At 45.5% G+C, this 17,158-nt stretch carries 16 protein-coding genes; 10 read left to right on the top strand and 6 right to left on the bottom strand.

The window, feature by feature from the left end:
- Positions 1-12: 12 nt before the first annotated feature.
- The 5 genes from MUY27_RS19820 (at position 13) to MUY27_RS19800 (ending at position 4,883) form a co-directional block, all read left to right on the top strand.
- Positions 13-1,764, top strand: coding sequence for a HAMP domain-containing sensor histidine kinase (locus MUY27_RS19820; protein ID WP_245133099.1), 1,752 nt, complete (start codon positions 13-15; stop codon positions 1,762-1,764).
- A 54-nt stretch (positions 1,765-1,818) separates the two neighbouring features.
- Positions 1,819-2,586, top strand: a complete 768-nt coding sequence (gene xth / locus MUY27_RS19815) for an exodeoxyribonuclease III (protein ID WP_245133096.1) — start codon at positions 1,819-1,821, stop codon at positions 2,584-2,586.
- Between the two features lie 657 nt (positions 2,587-3,243).
- A complete protein-coding gene (locus tag MUY27_RS19810; RefSeq protein WP_245133094.1) occupies positions 3,244-3,519 on the top strand; it encodes a hypothetical protein in 276 nt (91 codons plus the stop codon).
- Positions 3,520-3,650: 131 nt separating this feature from the next.
- Positions 3,651-4,196, top strand: coding sequence for a peroxiredoxin (locus MUY27_RS19805; RefSeq protein ID WP_245133092.1), 546 nt, complete (start codon positions 3,651-3,653; stop codon positions 4,194-4,196).
- Between the two features lie 102 nt (positions 4,197-4,298).
- The gene (locus MUY27_RS19800) at positions 4,299-4,883 is read left to right on the top strand and encodes a carboxymuconolactone decarboxylase family protein (RefSeq protein WP_245133090.1); all 585 of its coding nucleotides are present in this window, start codon (positions 4,299-4,301) and stop codon (positions 4,881-4,883) included.
- 242 nt (positions 4,884-5,125) lie between these two features.
- Here the strand turns inward: MUY27_RS19800 and MUY27_RS19795 are convergent, their stop codons facing one another.
- The 4 genes from MUY27_RS19795 to MUY27_RS19780 are packed head-to-tail and all read right to left on the bottom strand — an operon-like array spanning position 5,126 to position 9,753.
- Positions 5,126-6,667: a DHA2 family efflux MFS transporter permease subunit gene (locus tag MUY27_RS19795; protein ID WP_245133087.1), complete on the bottom strand. Its 1,542-nt coding sequence runs from the start codon at positions 6,665-6,667 to the stop codon at positions 5,126-5,128.
- Between the two features lie 5 nt (positions 6,668-6,672).
- On the bottom strand, positions 6,673-7,734 hold the full coding sequence (locus MUY27_RS19790) for an HlyD family secretion protein (RefSeq protein ID WP_245133085.1): 1,062 nt from the start codon (positions 7,732-7,734) through the stop codon (positions 6,673-6,675).
- A 24-nt stretch (positions 7,735-7,758) separates the two neighbouring features.
- Positions 7,759-9,120, bottom strand: a complete 1,362-nt coding sequence (locus tag MUY27_RS19785; RefSeq protein ID WP_245133083.1) for a TolC family protein — start codon at positions 9,118-9,120, stop codon at positions 7,759-7,761.
- A gap of 3 nt (positions 9,121-9,123) precedes the next feature.
- Positions 9,124-9,753, bottom strand: a complete 630-nt coding sequence (locus tag MUY27_RS19780; RefSeq protein WP_245133081.1) for a TetR/AcrR family transcriptional regulator — start codon at positions 9,751-9,753, stop codon at positions 9,124-9,126.
- A 191-nt stretch (positions 9,754-9,944) separates the two neighbouring features.
- Between MUY27_RS19780 and MUY27_RS19775 the strand changes: the two genes are divergently transcribed.
- Together MUY27_RS19775 and MUY27_RS19770 are read left to right on the top strand one after the other, a co-directional pair.
- A complete protein-coding gene (locus MUY27_RS19775) occupies positions 9,945-12,419 on the top strand; it encodes a PIG-L family deacetylase (RefSeq protein ID WP_245133079.1) in 2,475 nt (824 codons plus the stop codon).
- Between the two features lie 71 nt (positions 12,420-12,490).
- On the top strand, positions 12,491-12,688 hold the full coding sequence (locus MUY27_RS19770; protein WP_245133077.1) for a hypothetical protein: 198 nt from the start codon (positions 12,491-12,493) through the stop codon (positions 12,686-12,688).
- Between the two features lie 78 nt (positions 12,689-12,766).
- Here MUY27_RS19770 and MUY27_RS19765 read toward each other — a convergent pair whose 3' ends face one another.
- The gene (locus MUY27_RS19765) at positions 12,767-13,612 is read right to left on the bottom strand and encodes a DUF2911 domain-containing protein (protein ID WP_245133075.1); all 846 of its coding nucleotides are present in this window, start codon (positions 13,610-13,612) and stop codon (positions 12,767-12,769) included.
- A 626-nt stretch (positions 13,613-14,238) separates the two neighbouring features.
- Here MUY27_RS19765 and MUY27_RS20605 point away from each other — a divergent pair.
- A complete protein-coding gene (locus MUY27_RS20605; protein ID WP_262918370.1) occupies positions 14,239-14,364 on the top strand; it encodes a hypothetical protein in 126 nt (41 codons plus the stop codon).
- A 60-nt stretch (positions 14,365-14,424) separates the two neighbouring features.
- On the opposite strand, the gene MUY27_RS19760 is transcribed toward MUY27_RS20605, so the two are convergent.
- Complete coding sequence (locus MUY27_RS19760; protein ID WP_245133073.1) at positions 14,425-15,018, bottom strand: porin family protein; 594 nt, start codon at positions 15,016-15,018, stop codon at positions 14,425-14,427.
- A 124-nt stretch (positions 15,019-15,142) separates the two neighbouring features.
- Here MUY27_RS19760 and MUY27_RS19755 point away from each other — a divergent pair, with 124 nt between their 5' ends.
- Both MUY27_RS19755 and MUY27_RS19750 read left to right on the top strand, forming a co-directional pair.
- Positions 15,143-15,358, top strand: coding sequence for a hypothetical protein (locus tag MUY27_RS19755; protein ID WP_245133071.1), 216 nt, complete (start codon positions 15,143-15,145; stop codon positions 15,356-15,358).
- A 55-nt stretch (positions 15,359-15,413) separates the two neighbouring features.
- Entirely contained in the window at positions 15,414-17,147 is a 1,734-nt protein-coding gene (locus MUY27_RS19750; protein ID WP_245133067.1) for a S41 family peptidase, read from the top strand.
- Positions 17,148-17,158: the final 11 nt, after the last annotated feature.

Genomic DNA, 17,158 nt, shown 5'->3' with positions numbered 1-17,158 from the left:
AAGACAAGGTATATGAAAATTAAAACCAGGCTTCGGGCGGGCTTTGCCTTTCTTTTTATCGTATTCATCTTTTTTGGTGCGACGGCTTTATGGTATATCCAGAGAATCTCGGCAGATTCAAAACTGATCCTGAAGAATAATTACGAGACGCTTACCTATACCAGGGGTATGCGTGTCATTCTGGATCAGTCGCCGTTACCGCTAAATTCGCAAAGCTTTGCCGCTTTTAACGGCCAGCTTACCCGGCAGGAGCATAACGTAACGGAGCCCGGCGAGCGGATAGCCACTGCTGATTTACGGCATAGGTTTGAACAAATAGCCAGTAATCAACAACAGGATAGCTTGCAGCAGGTCGCCCGGCTGATGCGTGTCGATCTGCAGAAAATAGAGGAGATAAACCTCGCAGCTATCCTTAAAAAAAACCAGGCAGCCCGGGCTTCGGCCAGCCAGGCGCTAACGGCTTTAGGTTTCATTGGTGGATTCGTTTTTTTAATCCTGCTCAGCTTCAGCGTTAACTTTCCAGATTTTATTGATCAGCCGTTGCAGAGTTTGCTAACGGGTATCCGCGAAATAACAGAGAAGAATTACAGCCAGCGGTTAGATTTTGAACGTGACGATGAATTTGGGCAAGTAGCTAAAGCTTTTAACCGCATGGCGCTACAGCTAAGCGAGTGGGAGGGGAGTAATACCGCCCAGTTAAAGTCTGAAAAGTTGCGCATCGAAACCATTATTGAGCAGATGCAGGATGCCATTATCGGTCTGGATGAGGCGGGGAAGATATTGTTTATCAACAAAGCCGCAGAGCAACTGCTGGGGATCCATAAGCAGGCGGTTACCGGTATACCCATTACCGGGCTGGAGCAAAGGCATGAGATGTTCGGCTTTATTACAGGAAACCGTATCCCGGCCGGGCCTGTTGAAGTAGCCGCAGGCGGAAAGAAGAAGTATTATAAAATTGAAACCCGCGAAATAGCCGTTCCCAACTACAAAGCTATTCAGGAAGGTGAATTGCATAAAGCAACTTTGACCGCAGGCAGGGTGATTGTCTTTAAAAACGTTACCGAGTTTGTAGAGCGCGACGATGCCAAAACCAATTTTATTGCAACGGTTTCGCACGAGTTGAAGACCCCTATTTCATCCATAAAAATGAGCTTGAGTCTGTTGCAGGACAAGCGCATCGGCACGTGGAACCAGGAGCAGGAAGAGCTGCTGCAGCAGATCCATGCCGATAACGACCGACTGCTAAAGCTTACCGGTGAGTTGTTGAATATGGCCCAGGCCGAAACCGGTAAGCTGCAGTTAAACTTTGCCCGCGAAACGCCAGCTAAAATTGTGGATTACGCGTTCAACCTGGTCAGGTTTGCGGCAGAGCAAAAGGGCGTGCGGCTGGAACTTGACGCAGCAAGCAACTTGCCCATGGTATGGGCAGATGTAGAGAAAACAGCCTGGGTGATGGTTAACCTGCTTTCGAACGCGTTAAGATACAGCCCGGAAGATTCGGTAATTAAAGTAACGGTGATCCACCAGGCTAATAACGTTGTTTTTTCTGTTCAGGATTTTGGTAAAGGAATAGAAGAGCAATACCAGCAACATTTGTTCGACAGGTATTTCCAGGTGCCACAAGACGGACAGAATAAAGCGGGGACAGGTTTAGGGCTCGCCATTTCAAAAGATTTTATCGAAGCCCAAAGCGGCACGATCAAGGTAGAAAGTAAGCCGGGCGAAGGCAGCAAATTTACCTTTACCCTGCCTGTAGTTCAATAGAACTTCTTCGCTATCCGGGTGTTTTATATCTTTAGCGCTTACCCGGAGAAAATCATGAGAATAGCTACTTATAACGTAAATGGTGTAAATGGCAGGTTACCCGTTCTGCTGCGATGGCTTAATGAAACCCAGCCAGATGTGGCCTGCCTACAGGAGCTAAAAGCCCCGCAAGAAAACTTTCCGCGTGAGGCAATAGCCGAAGCAGGCTATAACGCCGTGTGGCACGGGCAAAAAAGCTGGAACGGTGTAGCGATTCTAAGTAAGCATGATATTGTAGAGACTGGCAGGGGACTGCCGGGAGACCCGACGGATGAGCAAAGCCGTTACATTGAGGCGGAAGTAAAAGGTATCACCATTGGTTGCCTTTACCTGCCAAATGGTAACCCTGCGCCCGGGCCAAAGTTCGATTATAAGCTACAATGGTTCGACAGGCTGATCACATATGCAGATGGGCTGGTTAAAAGCGATAAGCCTGTAATTATCACGGGTGACTATAACGTAATGCCGACAGAAATAGATGTGTACAAACCAGAGCGTTGGGTTGATGACGCACTTTTCCGCCCGGAAACCCGTGCCGCTTTTCATAAACTGCTTGGCCAGGGTTGGACGGATGCCGTCCGTACGCTTTATCCCAATGAGGTGATCTATACCTTTTGGGATTATTTCCGTAACGCCTATGGCCGTAACGCCGGGCTACGGATAGACCACTTTTTACTTAGCCCGCAACTGAAAGAGAAATTACAAAAAGCAGGTGTGGATAAGCACGTACGCGGTTGGGAAAAAACCAGTGACCATGCGCCTGTATGGATAGAACTAAAATAAAATTCAGGTACTCCGATTACAATCGTCAAATCCAGATCAAAGCGATCAAAGACGATAGGCTGAATCAGCTAAACCTGATATATCTATATACGAATCGTGCGACGATGAGTTGGGGCACTACAGATCTTCCACGAAAAGTATTGATTAATCTCTTAGCAGAATTCACCTTGGACAGTAGCTCCTAGAGTATTAATTAAAGCCAGAATAGAATTCATATTCGCCGGGTGATACTCAGTTGATAGACAGGCAAATATTGTTGCCTTTTTAAGGAGATTCCCTCTATTGATCAAATCAAAATAATAACGTAACTTAGATATCAAATGCCTTATCCTTGGCGCTGCTGGTATATTTAACGCTACGGTGCTACCCCTCCTAAGTAATCACTTTGAGGGAAAATTTGATTGTAAAGCACGCAAAATTGTAAGTATTGCAGATAGCGCGGTAGAAAGGGCGGCATCGTCACAGGAAAAAAATTAATTTCTTAACCTAAATGCTTTAACAATGAAAAAACCTCTAATCCTCCTGATTTGTCTAATGGTGACCAGTTGTTTTTCACCTTCTGAAACAAAGTCGCCTCAAGAAGTAAAATCAAAAATTCGTGATAGCCTCGATAAAATAACTCAGGCAAAATATCACTGTGACTTTTGCGATATTAAGGTGAATTATTTAGCAGAATATTACAGGGCAACAAAATTTGCTGAGAAGAAATTTCCATTAACAGATTCTTCAAAAGAGTTGGGTGGGGATAGAAAGAACCTGGTAGATGAACTATACAACAAAAATATCACGGAGTTGAACCGCCGTTTAAATTATCCCGATACACTTTATAACTGGGTGATGAAGATGGATGCCAAACTGGATACCCCTTGCCTTAAAATGTCGCAATTCATGCGTAAATACTACCATGCTAAACAGAAAATAGATAGTAACTAAAGCGGTTATTAGCTCTGACTGATAGCTGTCTGGTATCATTATAGATTTTACCTATACCCTTATCAATTTATTCAATTTCATGCCGCTTCTTATTTGGTTATCTTTGTGAAAACTTTAAAGAAAAACAAATAATGATAACAGTTGGTGAAAAATTTCCTGCTTTTAATAAAAAAGCTGTAGTAAGTATAGAAAAAGGTAAAGAGTTTGAAGACATCACTTCAGACTACCTGGTAAATGACGATAACGTTTGGACCGTTATTTTCTGGTGGCCAAAAGACTTTACTTTTGTATGCCCTACAGAAATTGCAGAGTTTAACAAAAGCTACGGTGAATTCCGCGACCGCGATACCCGTTTGATCGGTGCTTCTACGGACTCTGAATTTGTTCACCTGGCCTGGAGAAACAACCACGATGATCTGCGCGATTTGAAATTCCCGATGTTAGCTGATACTTCAAAATCTTTAGCTGAAGAATTAGGTATCCTGGAGCCTACTGAGAAAATTGCTTACCGTGCTACTTTCATTATCGACCCTACCGGCGTTGTACGTTGGGTATGTGTTAACGACCTGAACGTAGGCCGTAACGTTAAAGAAGTATTGCGTGTACTGGACGGTTTACAAACCGACGAGCTTTGCCCTTGTAACTGGGAAAAAGGCCAGGAAACTTTAACTGCATAATAATTTATTTCGAAAGAAGCCCTCTCCCTAAACAGAGAGGGTTTTTTGTTTAACAATTAAAATAATGGATTCCTCAATATCTGAGAGGATTTATAAGAGACCATGAGCGAAACTACAGACGTTATAAATGAAATATTAGAAGCGGTATCGTTAGATAAAACTTATCGTAATGCTGCTTTAGAATTATTGGAGAAAGGCGAGTCGCGCTATGTACGCGATCTGAAACTGAACTTCATCAGCACACTTACCTCAGAGCACCTGAGCACTAAGGAGTGCGGGTTGATCGGGTTGTCCATCGCAGTTAATAACAACAACGGCCCGCTTACTGCATATTATACCCAATACAGCGAGCAGCAGGGCGCTACTGCGGCAGAAATTGCAGAAGCGGTGGGATGTGCTTCTTTGCTGGCTTCAAACAATGTGTTCTACCGTTTCAGGCACTTTACGCAAAAGGAAAAATACACCCAAATCCCGGCGCGTATCCGTATGCAGCTAATGATGAAACCGGTTACCGGGAAAGAATTTTTTGAATTGATGAGCCTTGCCGTATCAGCAGTTAATGGTTGCGAGATGTGTGTAAATGCTCACGAAGATTCGTTAATTAAGCTGGGAACTACCGAAGAACGCATCTTTGATGCTGTTAGGATTGCTTCATTAGTAACCGCTACCGGCAAGGTAGTTTATTAACAAGCACATTTTTTTAAACTAAAAGGCCCGAATTTCATCAATTCGGGCCTTTTTAGCTTTTAATTAATTGTGGAAAACATTTTGGTTATTTCCAATAAAATTCGTTAATTTTAGAATTAAGATTAAGCAACCTTCGGTTTCAATATACTTAGTCAGTGTGTTTTCGGGGGGCGACTATTTTAATTGTATTTTTTTGGCGAGCCGTTCAGATGCGACCTGAACGGCTTCGTCTTTTTTACAACTTAGTGTGCATCTGTTGCCGCTTTTAATTTCTTAAACGGCTGCAGGTACAACAGCGGGATGGAGAATAACATCACCATGCCCGATAGCCAGTAAGCGTCATCATAGGTAAGAAGCAGGGACTGACGAACAATTACACCTTCCATAGCACGGTAAGCCATGGTAGTTGCATCTACCATAGATTGTCCTTTGGCCACAAAGGCGTGTACATAACCATTAAAACGTTCTACAAAAGCAGGGTTATACTGGTTAATATTTACCAGCAGGTTGCTGCGGTGCAGGCCCTGCCGGGTATGTATAACGGTAGTTAATACGGCGATACCGAAAGATCCGCCTAACTGGCGCATCATGTTATTTAAACCAGAACCCTGGCCAATTTCCGGACCTTTAAGGTCGGCCATGGCCAGTGTGGTCAGCGGAACGAACAGTAAGGCCATACCCACACCACGGATTAGCAAGGGGATCAGCACATCTTTCTCGCCTGTCGCCAGTGTGGAGTGGCTCAGCATGTTGGTAAACACAAAGAACAGGAACATACCCGCGGTAGCCATAAACTGTGCAGGAATACCTTTGTTAAGCATTTTACCAATAAATGGCATCATTACAATAGTACATAAACCACCGGGGAACAACAGCTCGCCCGTTTGCTGCGCATTAAAACCCAGCAGGTTCTGGCAAAATACCGGGAATACGAATACCGAGCCATACAAACCAAACCCGAGCACGAATGAGGTAAACATACCGACGGAGAAACTCCGGTGCCGCATAATACTGAAGTTTACAATCGGGTGGTTGGTACTTGTTTCCCGCCAAATAAACAGTAAAAATCCAAGCACGGCAGTAATGGTCAGCACTAAAATATAGGTTTTTGCAAACCAGTCTTCGCTTTCACCTTTTTCCAATACGGTTTGTAAGCTACCTACAGCGATGGCTAAGAGGATAATTCCCCACCAATCAACTGGTCGGCTACTGTCTTTGGGCGTTTCCCGCACAAACGTGTAGGTGAAGAAGGCCGCAAGCGCACCCACCGGGATATTTACATAGAATATCCATGGCCAGGAGTAGGTTTCTACAATCCAGCCACCAATAGTAGGGCCTACGGTTGGACCAACTACCGCTCCTAAACCAAATAAGGCGGTGGCGGTACCAATTTGTTCACGTGGCCAGGTTTCCAGCAGGATAGCCTGGGCGGTTGAGATTAAGCCCCCACCGGCAAAGCCTTGCAGTACCCTGAACAGCACCAGTTCGTTCATGGTATGTGCGTTACCGCACAGGAACGACACCACCGTAAACACGATGATAGATGCCATGAAGTATTGCTTCCTTCCGAAACGACTCCCCAGCCAGCCCGACATGGGCAGTACGATCACGTTAGCCACGGCATAACCGGTTACCACCCAGGCCACATCCTCGAGGGTGGCGCCAAGGTTACCCTGTATGTGGGGCAACGCTACGTTTACGATAGTGGTATCAATCAGCTCCAGAAGCGAAGCCGTGATCACCGTAATGGTGATGATCCACTTTTTAAAGCCGGTTTCAGCCATAATAATTATTCTTTAGTAATTACAGAAACGTTAACGCTCATACCCGGACGCAATTTGTCCATCACATCTTTGTTAGCGTTAATTTTAATCTTTACAGGTACACGTTGTACCACTTTCACAAAGTTACCGGTAGCGTTGTCCGGTGGCAGCAAAGAGAATTTAGCACCGGTAGCAGGCGAGAAGTTGTAAACGGTACCCTCTATTTTCAGATCGGGGTAAGCGTCTACTTCCACGTCTACTTTCTGGCCATTGCGGATATCCTCTAACTGGGTTTCTTTAAAGTTCGCAGTGATATATAAGCTGTTATCGTTCACAACAGAGAACAATGTCTGGCCTGGCTGTACCAACTGGCCTACCTGTACGCTCTTTTTAGAAGTAACACCGCTTGATGGTGCATAGATATGAGTGTAAGATAGTTGCAGTTTAGCATAATCAACATCTGCCTGGCGCTGGTCTACACCGGTGGTAGTTACCTTTAACTGGTTACGTACTGCGCCAGTTTGTTGAACTGCAGCATTGTATTGATCTTTTGCAGCCTGGTAATTAGCTTGGGCAACCTGCAGATCTGCACGTGCCTGGTCAAACTGTTGCTGGGTGATAGAACCATCCTTTACCAGGTTGGCATAACGTTGATAATCTTTTTGAGTTTTATCTAAGCGGGCTGCGGCAGATGTTACCTGTGCTTTTGCGCTGGCAGAAGCAGCTGCGTTCTGGTAGATCTGCGCCTGGCCTACGCCGATGCTTGCACCTGCACCTTTTTGTGCGGCTAAGGCTTGTTCCAGTTTCACTTTATAGTCGCGGTCGTCAATTTTAACCAGCAACTGCCCTTTATTCACATGCTGGTTATCTTCAAACATGATGCTGTCTACATAACCGCCTACGCGAGCCACTACCGGGCTGATATCGCCGTCGATCTGCGCATCATCTGTATCTACGTGTTTGCTGTAGTATATATATTCTTTGATACCGAAAATGATACCGCCGATTAACAGTACACCCAATATAATAGGTATTACACGGTTCGGTTTCTTTTTCACTTCTTGTTCTTGTACTTCTTGCTGTGCCATTTTATCTAAAGTTTTTAAGAGGTATTATTTATTAAGGGTTCCGGTTGATTTAATTAAGTTATAGTAAGCCAGGCCTGCGTCGGCTTTAGCCAGTTCCAGGCTGATCTGTGATTGATACAATTGCGATTGTGCATCTATACGGTCTGTTACGTTACCTGTAGCGTTCTGATACCGCGATTCCTGTAATCTGTTATTCTCGGTCGCCTGTGCAATAGAGGTTTGCAGCAGGTTGATACGGTTCAGCGCGGATACATAGCTTTGGTAATTGCGGTTAACCTCGTCTTTTACGTTATCCAGCTCAATGCCTTTGTTGATTACTACCTGGTCACGTTGGATACGGGCCTCTGCCTCCTTGTTTTTATTAGTCCACAATGTGCCGAAGTTCCATGAAAGGCTAAGGCCTACAGTTAACGGGGTAATATAATTACCGCCGGTTGGGAACGGATTAGCAGCCACATCCAGGTAATAACCTGCTGCTGAAGCGCCTAAAGTTGGCAGCTTGTCTGCACGTACACTTTTCATATTAGTTTCCGCAACGCGGGTACGCAGATCCAGTTGTTTCAATTCCTTGCGGTTGCTCATGGCTGTATCCAGGTAGTTTTGCAGTGATGCCGAAACCACTGTTGGCGCGTTCAACTGATCGATGGTCAGCTGGGTATCTTCAGGTAAACCTAACAGGATGTTCAGGTTATAGTTGATGATCTTGCGGTTGCTTTCCAGGTCGATGCCGTTCAGTTCGATATTAGAGCGTTGCAGTTGGAAACGCAAAACATCGTTTTTGGTTACCAGGCCCTGCTCAAAGAAGCGCTGCGACTGGTGTATCTGCTGATCTACTGATTTCAGGTTAGCTTCTACCACTTTTTCGCTTTGCAGTACCTTATAAAGGTTGTAGTATTCGCTGATGATGTCGTAAGTGATTTCTTCTTTATCACGGTCTGCATCCAGGCGTGCTACCTGCACTAAAAGGTCTGTAGATTGCCGGGCGTATTTGTATTTACCACCGGCGAAGATAGCTTCATTTACAGAAACGCTGCCCAGGTAGGCATTAGCGCTTTTCGGTAAGGTAAGTCCGTCAGGTCCGCCCAATGCAAGGTGGTTGTTCGGAATCTGTGCCCGGTTGTACAGAAAGCCGGCGCTTGCGGTAGGCAGCGAACGGTCTTTCGCCTGGTTAAATTCTGAAACTGCCTGATCGATCTTGGCTTGTGACAGCTTCAGGGTTTTGCTGTTGGACAGGCCAAGTTTGATGGCTTCATCTAAAGTAATTGTTTTCTGCTGCTGTGCAAATCCCTGTTGCACCAGCATGAGCAGCCCAAGAGCAAGCGCCATGCCGTACCTGGCAAGGGCACTGTTTTTAAGGTTGATGATTGTATGTGTTTGTGTGGTCATGTTTTATTTTAATAAATACAGATTAAGCAATTTTTTCAGGTAAGCCTTTAAGCGTGGTTTCAGTTTGTTATCCAGGTTTTCCTGGTTATGTACCTCGTAGCCAAGCATTATCGAAGAAATATGCGGTGTATTGAGAATAAAGTTCTTAGAGCCGTAAAGCGTCGCGATCAATAGTTCAACATCAGTATCCGTTTTAAATTCGCCGGAGTTAACACCATCCTGAATGATCTTTTTAAACTCATTTACGCTGCCCATCATCATCTCGGTGATCTTATCTGTCAGTTCACCTTTCCTGGTAATGGCCAATTCCTGATAGAGCATTTTTTGAAAGCAGTTGTTGTTAAACACCCTTTCTGTATAGGCATCAATGTAACGGTCTACCTTGTCCCAACAGCTGATATTTTCCGTTGTCCCTATATTTTTTACAAGATCTTTAAATACAGCCGTGCGCCGGGCGAAAATTGCCAGTAGCAAGCCTTCTTTCGAACCGAAGTAATAGTTCAGCATCGCCATGTTAACGCCTGCCTCGCTGGAAATAAGCCTGGTAGAAGCGCCGTCAAATCCCACTTCTGCAAATACCCGTTCTGCCACGTCCAGGATATGATCCTTTTTGTCTGTCTTTTCTTTTTCCATCGTATTTTCCGATGCAAAATTAATCAATCGTTTGATTAATAGAATTGACTTTTGTCTGTACTTTGTAAACTAATAGGGTGGAGGGCCAAAAATTAATCGTTCGATTAGCTTAAAATTATACTTTTTGCAACAGAAATTGTTTTTCTTTATTGCAATAAAATTCTAACGTGACCACTATTGGACAATTTATAATGAAAAGGACTATCTTCTTTATTATCATATGGTTAAGTTTAGGTAAGGTTGTTGCGCAAACGGCGATGGTATCCAATACTGAAAGCATTGAGCAATCGTTGCGAAAGCTGAACGTTTTGGGCAGTGTGTTGTATGTAGCAGCCCACCCGGACGACGAAAATACCAGATTGTTAGCTTACCTTGCCCAGGAGAAGCATTACCGTACCGGCTACCTTTCACTTACCCGCGGCGACGGCGGGCAGAACCTAATCGGCACGGAGCAGGGCGAATGGTTAGGCGCTATCCGTACCCAGGAATTACTGGCGGCCAGAAGGGTAGATGGCGCCGAACAGTTCTTCACCCGGGCAAATGATTTTGGTTTTTCTAAAGGGCCCGAAGAAACCCTGAAAATATGGGACCGGGAAAAGATATTAGCTGACGTGGTTTGGGTAATCCGGAATTTCCGGCCGGATGTGATGATCTGTCGTTTCCCTACTACAGGCGAAGGCGGCCACGGGCACCATACATCTTCGGCCATATTGGCGCAGGAAGCCTTTACCGCTGCTGCAGATCCAAACCGTTTTCCCGAACAGTTGAAATATGTGAAACCCTGGCAGGCAAAACGCTTGCTATGGAATACATTTAATTTCGGCTCGGCCAATACCATCAACCCCGATCAGTTTAAAATCGACGTAGGCGGTTACAACCCATTTTTAGGCAAAAATTATGGAGAAATAGCCGCTGAAAGTCGTTCGAACCACAAAACGCAGGGCTTTGGTTCTGCGCGCCAACGCGGACAGGCGTTCGAGTATTTTAAAACCATACTTGGCGAAGCACCGCAAACAGACCTGATGGATGGTATTAACACCACCTGGAAAAGGGTGCCCGGTGGCAATGAAATAGAAGCTAACCTGATGGTGATCCGCAAAAATTTCGACGCGGCCGCCCCGCAAAGATCTGTTCCTTCACTGGTAAACCTTTTGGGGATGGTAGAAAAGCTGAACGACCAGTACTGGAAGCAGCAGAAATCACAGGAAATTAAAAACCTGATTGCTGCCTGCGCCGGATTATGGTTCGAAAGCTATAGCGCTGCGCCTGTTTATGCCATCGGGGATAACGTGGAGGTAAGCACGCAGATTATCGTACGGTCTGATGTCCCTGTCGGGTTAAATGGGATCAGCTTCCAGGGCGAACCGGTGAAAGACCGCAGTACGCAGAACATTGCACCAAACATCATAAAAACCGTAAATGCTGGTTTTATTGCCGAAAAAACAACGCAACCCTACTGGTTAAAGTACCCGCACGGAGTGGCGCAATATAAAACGGAGTATCTTGATAGCACCGGCTTTGTGGAGCAGAAAACACTGCCGCAAAATATTGCCCCGTACATGACGGCTATATTTAACATTGCCGGCCGTTCTATCCGTTATGATATACCCGTGCAATATAAATATGTAGACCCTGCCCGCGGTGAGATCTACCAGCCACTGGTAATTGCACCGCCGGTTACGGCCAATGTAGCAAGTAAGGATTACATTTTCAGCACACAAAAACCGCAGACCGTGCAGGTGAAGCTGAAAGCTTTTACTGATGCGGCAGGTGCTGTCGCAATTAAGCAATTGCCGGGATGGAAGATCAGCCCGGAGCGGATTCCTTTTGAAGGTAAAAAGAAAGGTGATGAATGGACCGTTACTTTCACGGTTACGCCTGCCGATGCGAATCCGCGGACATCTACACTACAGGTGGTTACTACCGTAGGCGACAAAAGCTATACAGATGGTTTTCACCAGATCCGGTATGAGCACATCCCAACCATCACGCTTTTTCCCGAAGCGCAAGCCAAGCTGGTTAACATCGACCTGAAAACTGCCGGAAAACAGATTGGCTATATCACCGGGGCGGGCGACCTGGTACCTGAAGCTTTGCAGCAAGTTGGTTACGATGTACACGAACTGACGGAAGCCGAAGTAATGAGCGGCGACTTGTCAAGGTACGATGCCATTGTAATAGGTGTGCGCGCCTATAACGTTAGCCAGCGTTTGGTTTATGAACAACCGCGCCTGCTGGACTATGTGAAAAACGGCGGTAACCTGGTGGTACAGTACAATAATAATGCAGGGATATTGGTAAACCCCATCGGTCCGTATCCGTTTACGGTGGTTAACCAACGCGTGACCAATGAAAATGCGCCGGTAACTGTGACAGAACCAGCTGACGCCTTGCTAAACTACCCTAACAAAATAACTCCGAAGGATTTTGAAGGCTGGGTACAGGAACGCGGGCTGTATTTTGTGAGCAATATTGATAATAACTATCATGCCCCGCTGACGATGAATGACCCCGGCGAAGCGCCGAATAAGGGTTCGCTGATAGAGGCAAGCTACGGTAAAGGACGGTTTGTATATACTTCGTTGTCCTTCTTCAGGCAATTGCCTGCGGGTGTGCCGGGTGCCTACCGCTTGTTTATTAACCTGCTGAGCAATCCGAAAAAGTAAAACAATTGCAATTAGTTATTGCTATACATACAATTAACCATTATTTTTGCCGCTATAAGAAATAAAAGGCTATGTCACATCATCAACATCATAACACAGAAGACAGAAGTTTAGATTCTGTATATTACATTGTTGCCGTGCTTTCTGGCATGTTTACCGGCGCTATTATCGATAAAGGAATTATCTGGGTGGTTGTTGGTGCAGTATTAGGATTATTAACTGCAGCATTCTTTTTAAAATCTGCTGTAAGAGGCCGCTGGCAAGACTAAGTTTTCCAACGAGATCTATACATATAAAAAAGGTATGCCATCGGCATACCTTTTTTTGTTTTCAATCACTTTTAGAAATTACTTTTTCGCTTGTGCAATTACCGCTTCATTCAGGCGGACATACTCGTCGCTTTTAGCTGCACGGGCTAAATCTGCACCCGCTTTTGCTGTAGCAATAGCTTCATCTTTTTTACCTTGTTTCAGCAGGATGCGTGCCTTCCATAACTTAACGTACATGCCATTGTTCGGGTCTTTTTCCAGTTCGTTTGCCCACTCTAAAGCCTTGTTCAGGTCTTTATCGTTTTCGTAATAATACATCATCGCCTGGAAGTAAGGTTTCTTTTCGCCTTTCATTGCCTCGTCAATGCTGGCCATTACTTTAGCATCCGGGTCGGTGGTCAGGTGTACGTTTACAGCAGTGTGTTCCCACATTAAAACCAATTCGCAAGCTTTGGTAGTTACGTTAGCAAACTGCATGGTAAAGGTTTCAGTCAGTTCTTTGGTGGTTTCCGGTTTAACGGTGAAACGCACCAGGTCATCAGCCTGCTTATAATCGTAGGCGCCCCATTGTTTTGGCGTTTTATTGATAATAACAGTCCATTCGTTTTTTCCGGGAATGGTGAACAACCCATACTCACCTGCCGGAACCTGCTTACCTTCGATGGTGACATCATCACTGAACTTAATGCTCGTTGCCGAGTTAGCGCCCGTGCGCCATACTTCGCCGTAGGGCTGTAAAGTGCCTACACCGAAAATTTTACGGCCTTTTACATTTGGTCGCGAGTATTTTAAGGTGATGGTACCTAACCCGAATTCCTGGATGATGGTTTGTGAAGAGCTGGGCTGCGGCATTTTAATTCCTTGTGCCATAGCAGACAGCGTGGTGCATACCCCGAGCACCAGTGCAAGGTATAGATTTTTCATTCTCATGGTTTTTAGATTGATGACACGAAGATAAGTTACAAATTGGAATAATAGTACTTGGTTATTGCTGGTCTCGACCTCTCCCCAGCCCTCTCCAAAGGAGAGGGAGTTTAAATGGTGGCAATGTCAGAAATGCCCGTAAAACTTTTCGTCATTGCGAGGCACGAAGCAATCTTCGGCAAGCTTAAACGAAAGATGGGATGAGTTGGGGATTGCTTCTCCGCCGGTGGCGTATCGCAATGACGGATTTAAGAGATTTAGCCCCTTGTTGGTGTTGTCACCAACAATTTAAAACTAACCCCAACGCTCAGGCTTAGAGAGCCCTTCGACAAGCTCAGGGTGACACTCCTAAGCATGACAAGGTTTTTAAATCTAACTATGTCATCCAGAGCGCAGCGAAGGATCTGTTCACTTTATTTAAAAAACTAAAAAGATTACGTGACGACACAATGACGGACGGACTCATATACACACGTGCAGAAGATGCTACCCGGAACTAGTTCAGAACAGGTCGCTGCGCTCTGCCGGACAAGGTATGTCACTCAGGAGCTTGCGAAGGGCTGAAACTTTAAAGAAATATCAACACTACTGTGCCATCAGCCACTACCTTAAAGGTTAGCAAACCTATGGCAGGCCTGGTAAGTCTGGCAGATGTGGCAGACATGGCGAATGTGGCGAGTTCGGCGAATGCGGTTAACCCGGCGAATGCGGCAGATGTGGCGAACTGGTTTTTGCCAGCCAGGCAAAGTTAATTCCAACAAAAAATGCCGGTAGTAGGTACCGGCATGCTTTTAAATCTTATTTCTAACGGATTACAATAACTTAATACCAACGCTTAATGCCCAAAGGTTCTGGCGCTGACCGTATTTTTCGTTCAGTTTGGTAAGGCCGCCTTCATAACGGAAATCAATGGTGAAAGCGCTGATGTCTACACCGGCACCTGCCTGAAAGCCAAGGGTACTTTTCTTAAAGGTACCAAAGTCGCTATAGGTTTTGGAGTCAGTAATATTTTGCGGAATGCTTTCGTCCTGATTCAGTATGGCGGTATAGATGGGGCCCGCCATCACACGGAAATTAAGGTCTTTCGCACCGAATGAACGGCCGATCAGCAACGGGATATTTAAGTTGGTAAACCGTACCTGGCCGCTGCCGGAAGTAGAGGTATTATTGCTTTGAAAATCAAACTTACCGCCGGTGCTGCTGATGTAAGCCTCTGGCTGAACATAGAAAGTGCTGCCACCACGGATGAAGATACCCACCTGATAACCGGTAAGGGTAGATTCTTTAATGTTATCGCTGTTGATCTTAGAGAAGTTGACACCGCCCTTCGCGCCCAGTACTAATTGCGCTTTTGCCGAAATCCCTCCCGCCACTAACAGGGCAATGGATAAAAAGAACTTTTTCATAGTGTGTAATTTAGTTTTTGTAACTGTTTTGATACATTTAAGGGCTGAAGGTTTAACATAAGATAAAATAACCATTTTGATGCCAAACGCTATTTCTATATTTGTTTAAAAACTATTTAACGATATGCCTGCTATAACAATAAGCGATAACGATTGGAAAAGGGTTAAAATTAAATTAAAGCGCAAATATAATCATCTGAACGACGAACAGCTGCAATACACCGCAGGGCAGGAAGATCAACTGATTGAACGCCTGGCAGGGCTGGTAAACCGCGATAAGGATTATGTAATATTTACGCTTAAGAAAGCGTTAGTGAATATCGACAACAACCGCCTTTAATAACGGGCGGCGATGGCCGTCGGCGCAACCTGTTTTCTTCTTTTGCAGACCACGTATGAAGTCAAAAAGTATTTACCGTAAAGTTGGTATCACCGCCGGCGCGCTTTCTGTAGCGCTGGTAGTGTGGGGATTTAATGAAGACCTGTTCCAGATCTCGAAAAACCTGGATGTTTTTGCTTCTATATATAAAGAGGTGAATTTGAACTATGTGGACGATATCAATTCGGCCAAGATGGTGAAGACAGGCGTTGATGCCATGCTGGACGGCCTGGACCCTTACACCGAGTTTGTGCCCGAATCTGAGATTGAAGATTATAAGCTGAAGTATGTGAGCACGCAATACGGCGGTATCGGTGCCAGCATCTTCATACGCGATAAAAAGATCTTTGTGTCTGACGTATTCAGCGGGTTCCCTGCGCAAAAGAACGATATCCGCCCGGGCGACCAGTTAGTGAAGATCAATGATGTGGAGTTGACCGGTAAGACCAACGAACAGGTAAGCCAGTTGCTGAAAGGGCCTAAAGGCGCCGGGATTAAGCTGGTGATCAAACGCGGTAATGATGCTCCGATTGAAAAAAGCCTGATCCGCGACGAGATCAAACAGCCTAACGTGAGCTACTATGGTATGGTAGATGGTAACATGGGCTATATCAAGCTGGATAAGTTCCTGGAGAACTCTGCCGACGAGGTAACGACGGCTTTAATGGCCCTGAAAAAGAATAACCCGCAGGGGATCATCCTCGACCTGCGTTCGAACGGTGGGGGCATTTTGCAGGAAGCGGTTAAAATTGTCAACCTGTTTGTGGGTAAAGATGTAGAAATTGTATCGCAGAAAGGCAAGATCAAGGAAAAGAACTTCGCTTACCGCACGGTGAGCGCCCCGGTTGAGCCTAACCTGCCATTGACGGTATTGGTGAATAGCCGCTCAGCTTCGGCTTCTGAAATTGTTGCCGGTTCGCTGCAAGACCTGGATCGGGCCGTGGTGATCGGACAGCGTAGTTATGGAAAAGGCTTGGTTCAGCAAACTTTCTCTTTACCTTATAACAGCCTGGTGAAGATTACCATTGCCAAGTACTTTATTCCGTCTGGCAGATGTGTGCAGGCGCTGGATTACACCCACCGTAAAGCCGATGGCAGCGTAGTAAAGGTAGCAGATTCGCTGTTGCACGAGTATAAAACCAAAAACGGGCGTACGGTTTATGATGGCAGTGGTGTTTACCCAGACTTGCTGATTAAGCAGGAACGTTTTGCCAACATCACCCAGGCATTGGTAGGTAAGCTGCTGATTTTTGATTATGCCAATTACTACCGCGCCAACCACCCGAAGATTGCTGATGCAAAGGCCTTTCAGCTAAGTGACGAAGACTGGAACGGGTTTACCAAATACATTGCCAATAAGGATTATACCTATAATACAGCCAGCGAGAAGATATTGAACGGACTGAAGACTGAAGCTATCCGCGAGAAGCAGTTTAACGAGATCCAGGCCGAGTACGAGGTGTTGAAAACCAAGCTAATGAACAGCAAAAAGAACGACCTGGTGCAGCATAAGGATGAGATTAAGCAGGTGCTGGAAAACGAGATCGCTTCGCGCTATTACTACGAAAAAGGCCGCTACGAGGTGAACTTTAAATACGATAAAGAACTGGCGCAGGCCGTGAAGACCATGCAGGATAAAAACCAACTGGCAGCTATCCTCAAAGGCGACGGGACTTACAAAGTGATCGGCAAGCCGCAGCTAACCCTCGCTGCCGCTAAGAAGACAGACGACAGCAGCGACGATCAGTAAGTTGTTACTCA

Source organism: Mucilaginibacter straminoryzae (assembly GCF_022953055.1).
Classification (GTDB): Bacteria; Bacteroidota; Bacteroidia; order Sphingobacteriales; family Sphingobacteriaceae; genus Mucilaginibacter; species Mucilaginibacter straminoryzae.
This window is presented reverse-complemented; position numbering and strand designations above follow the sequence as displayed.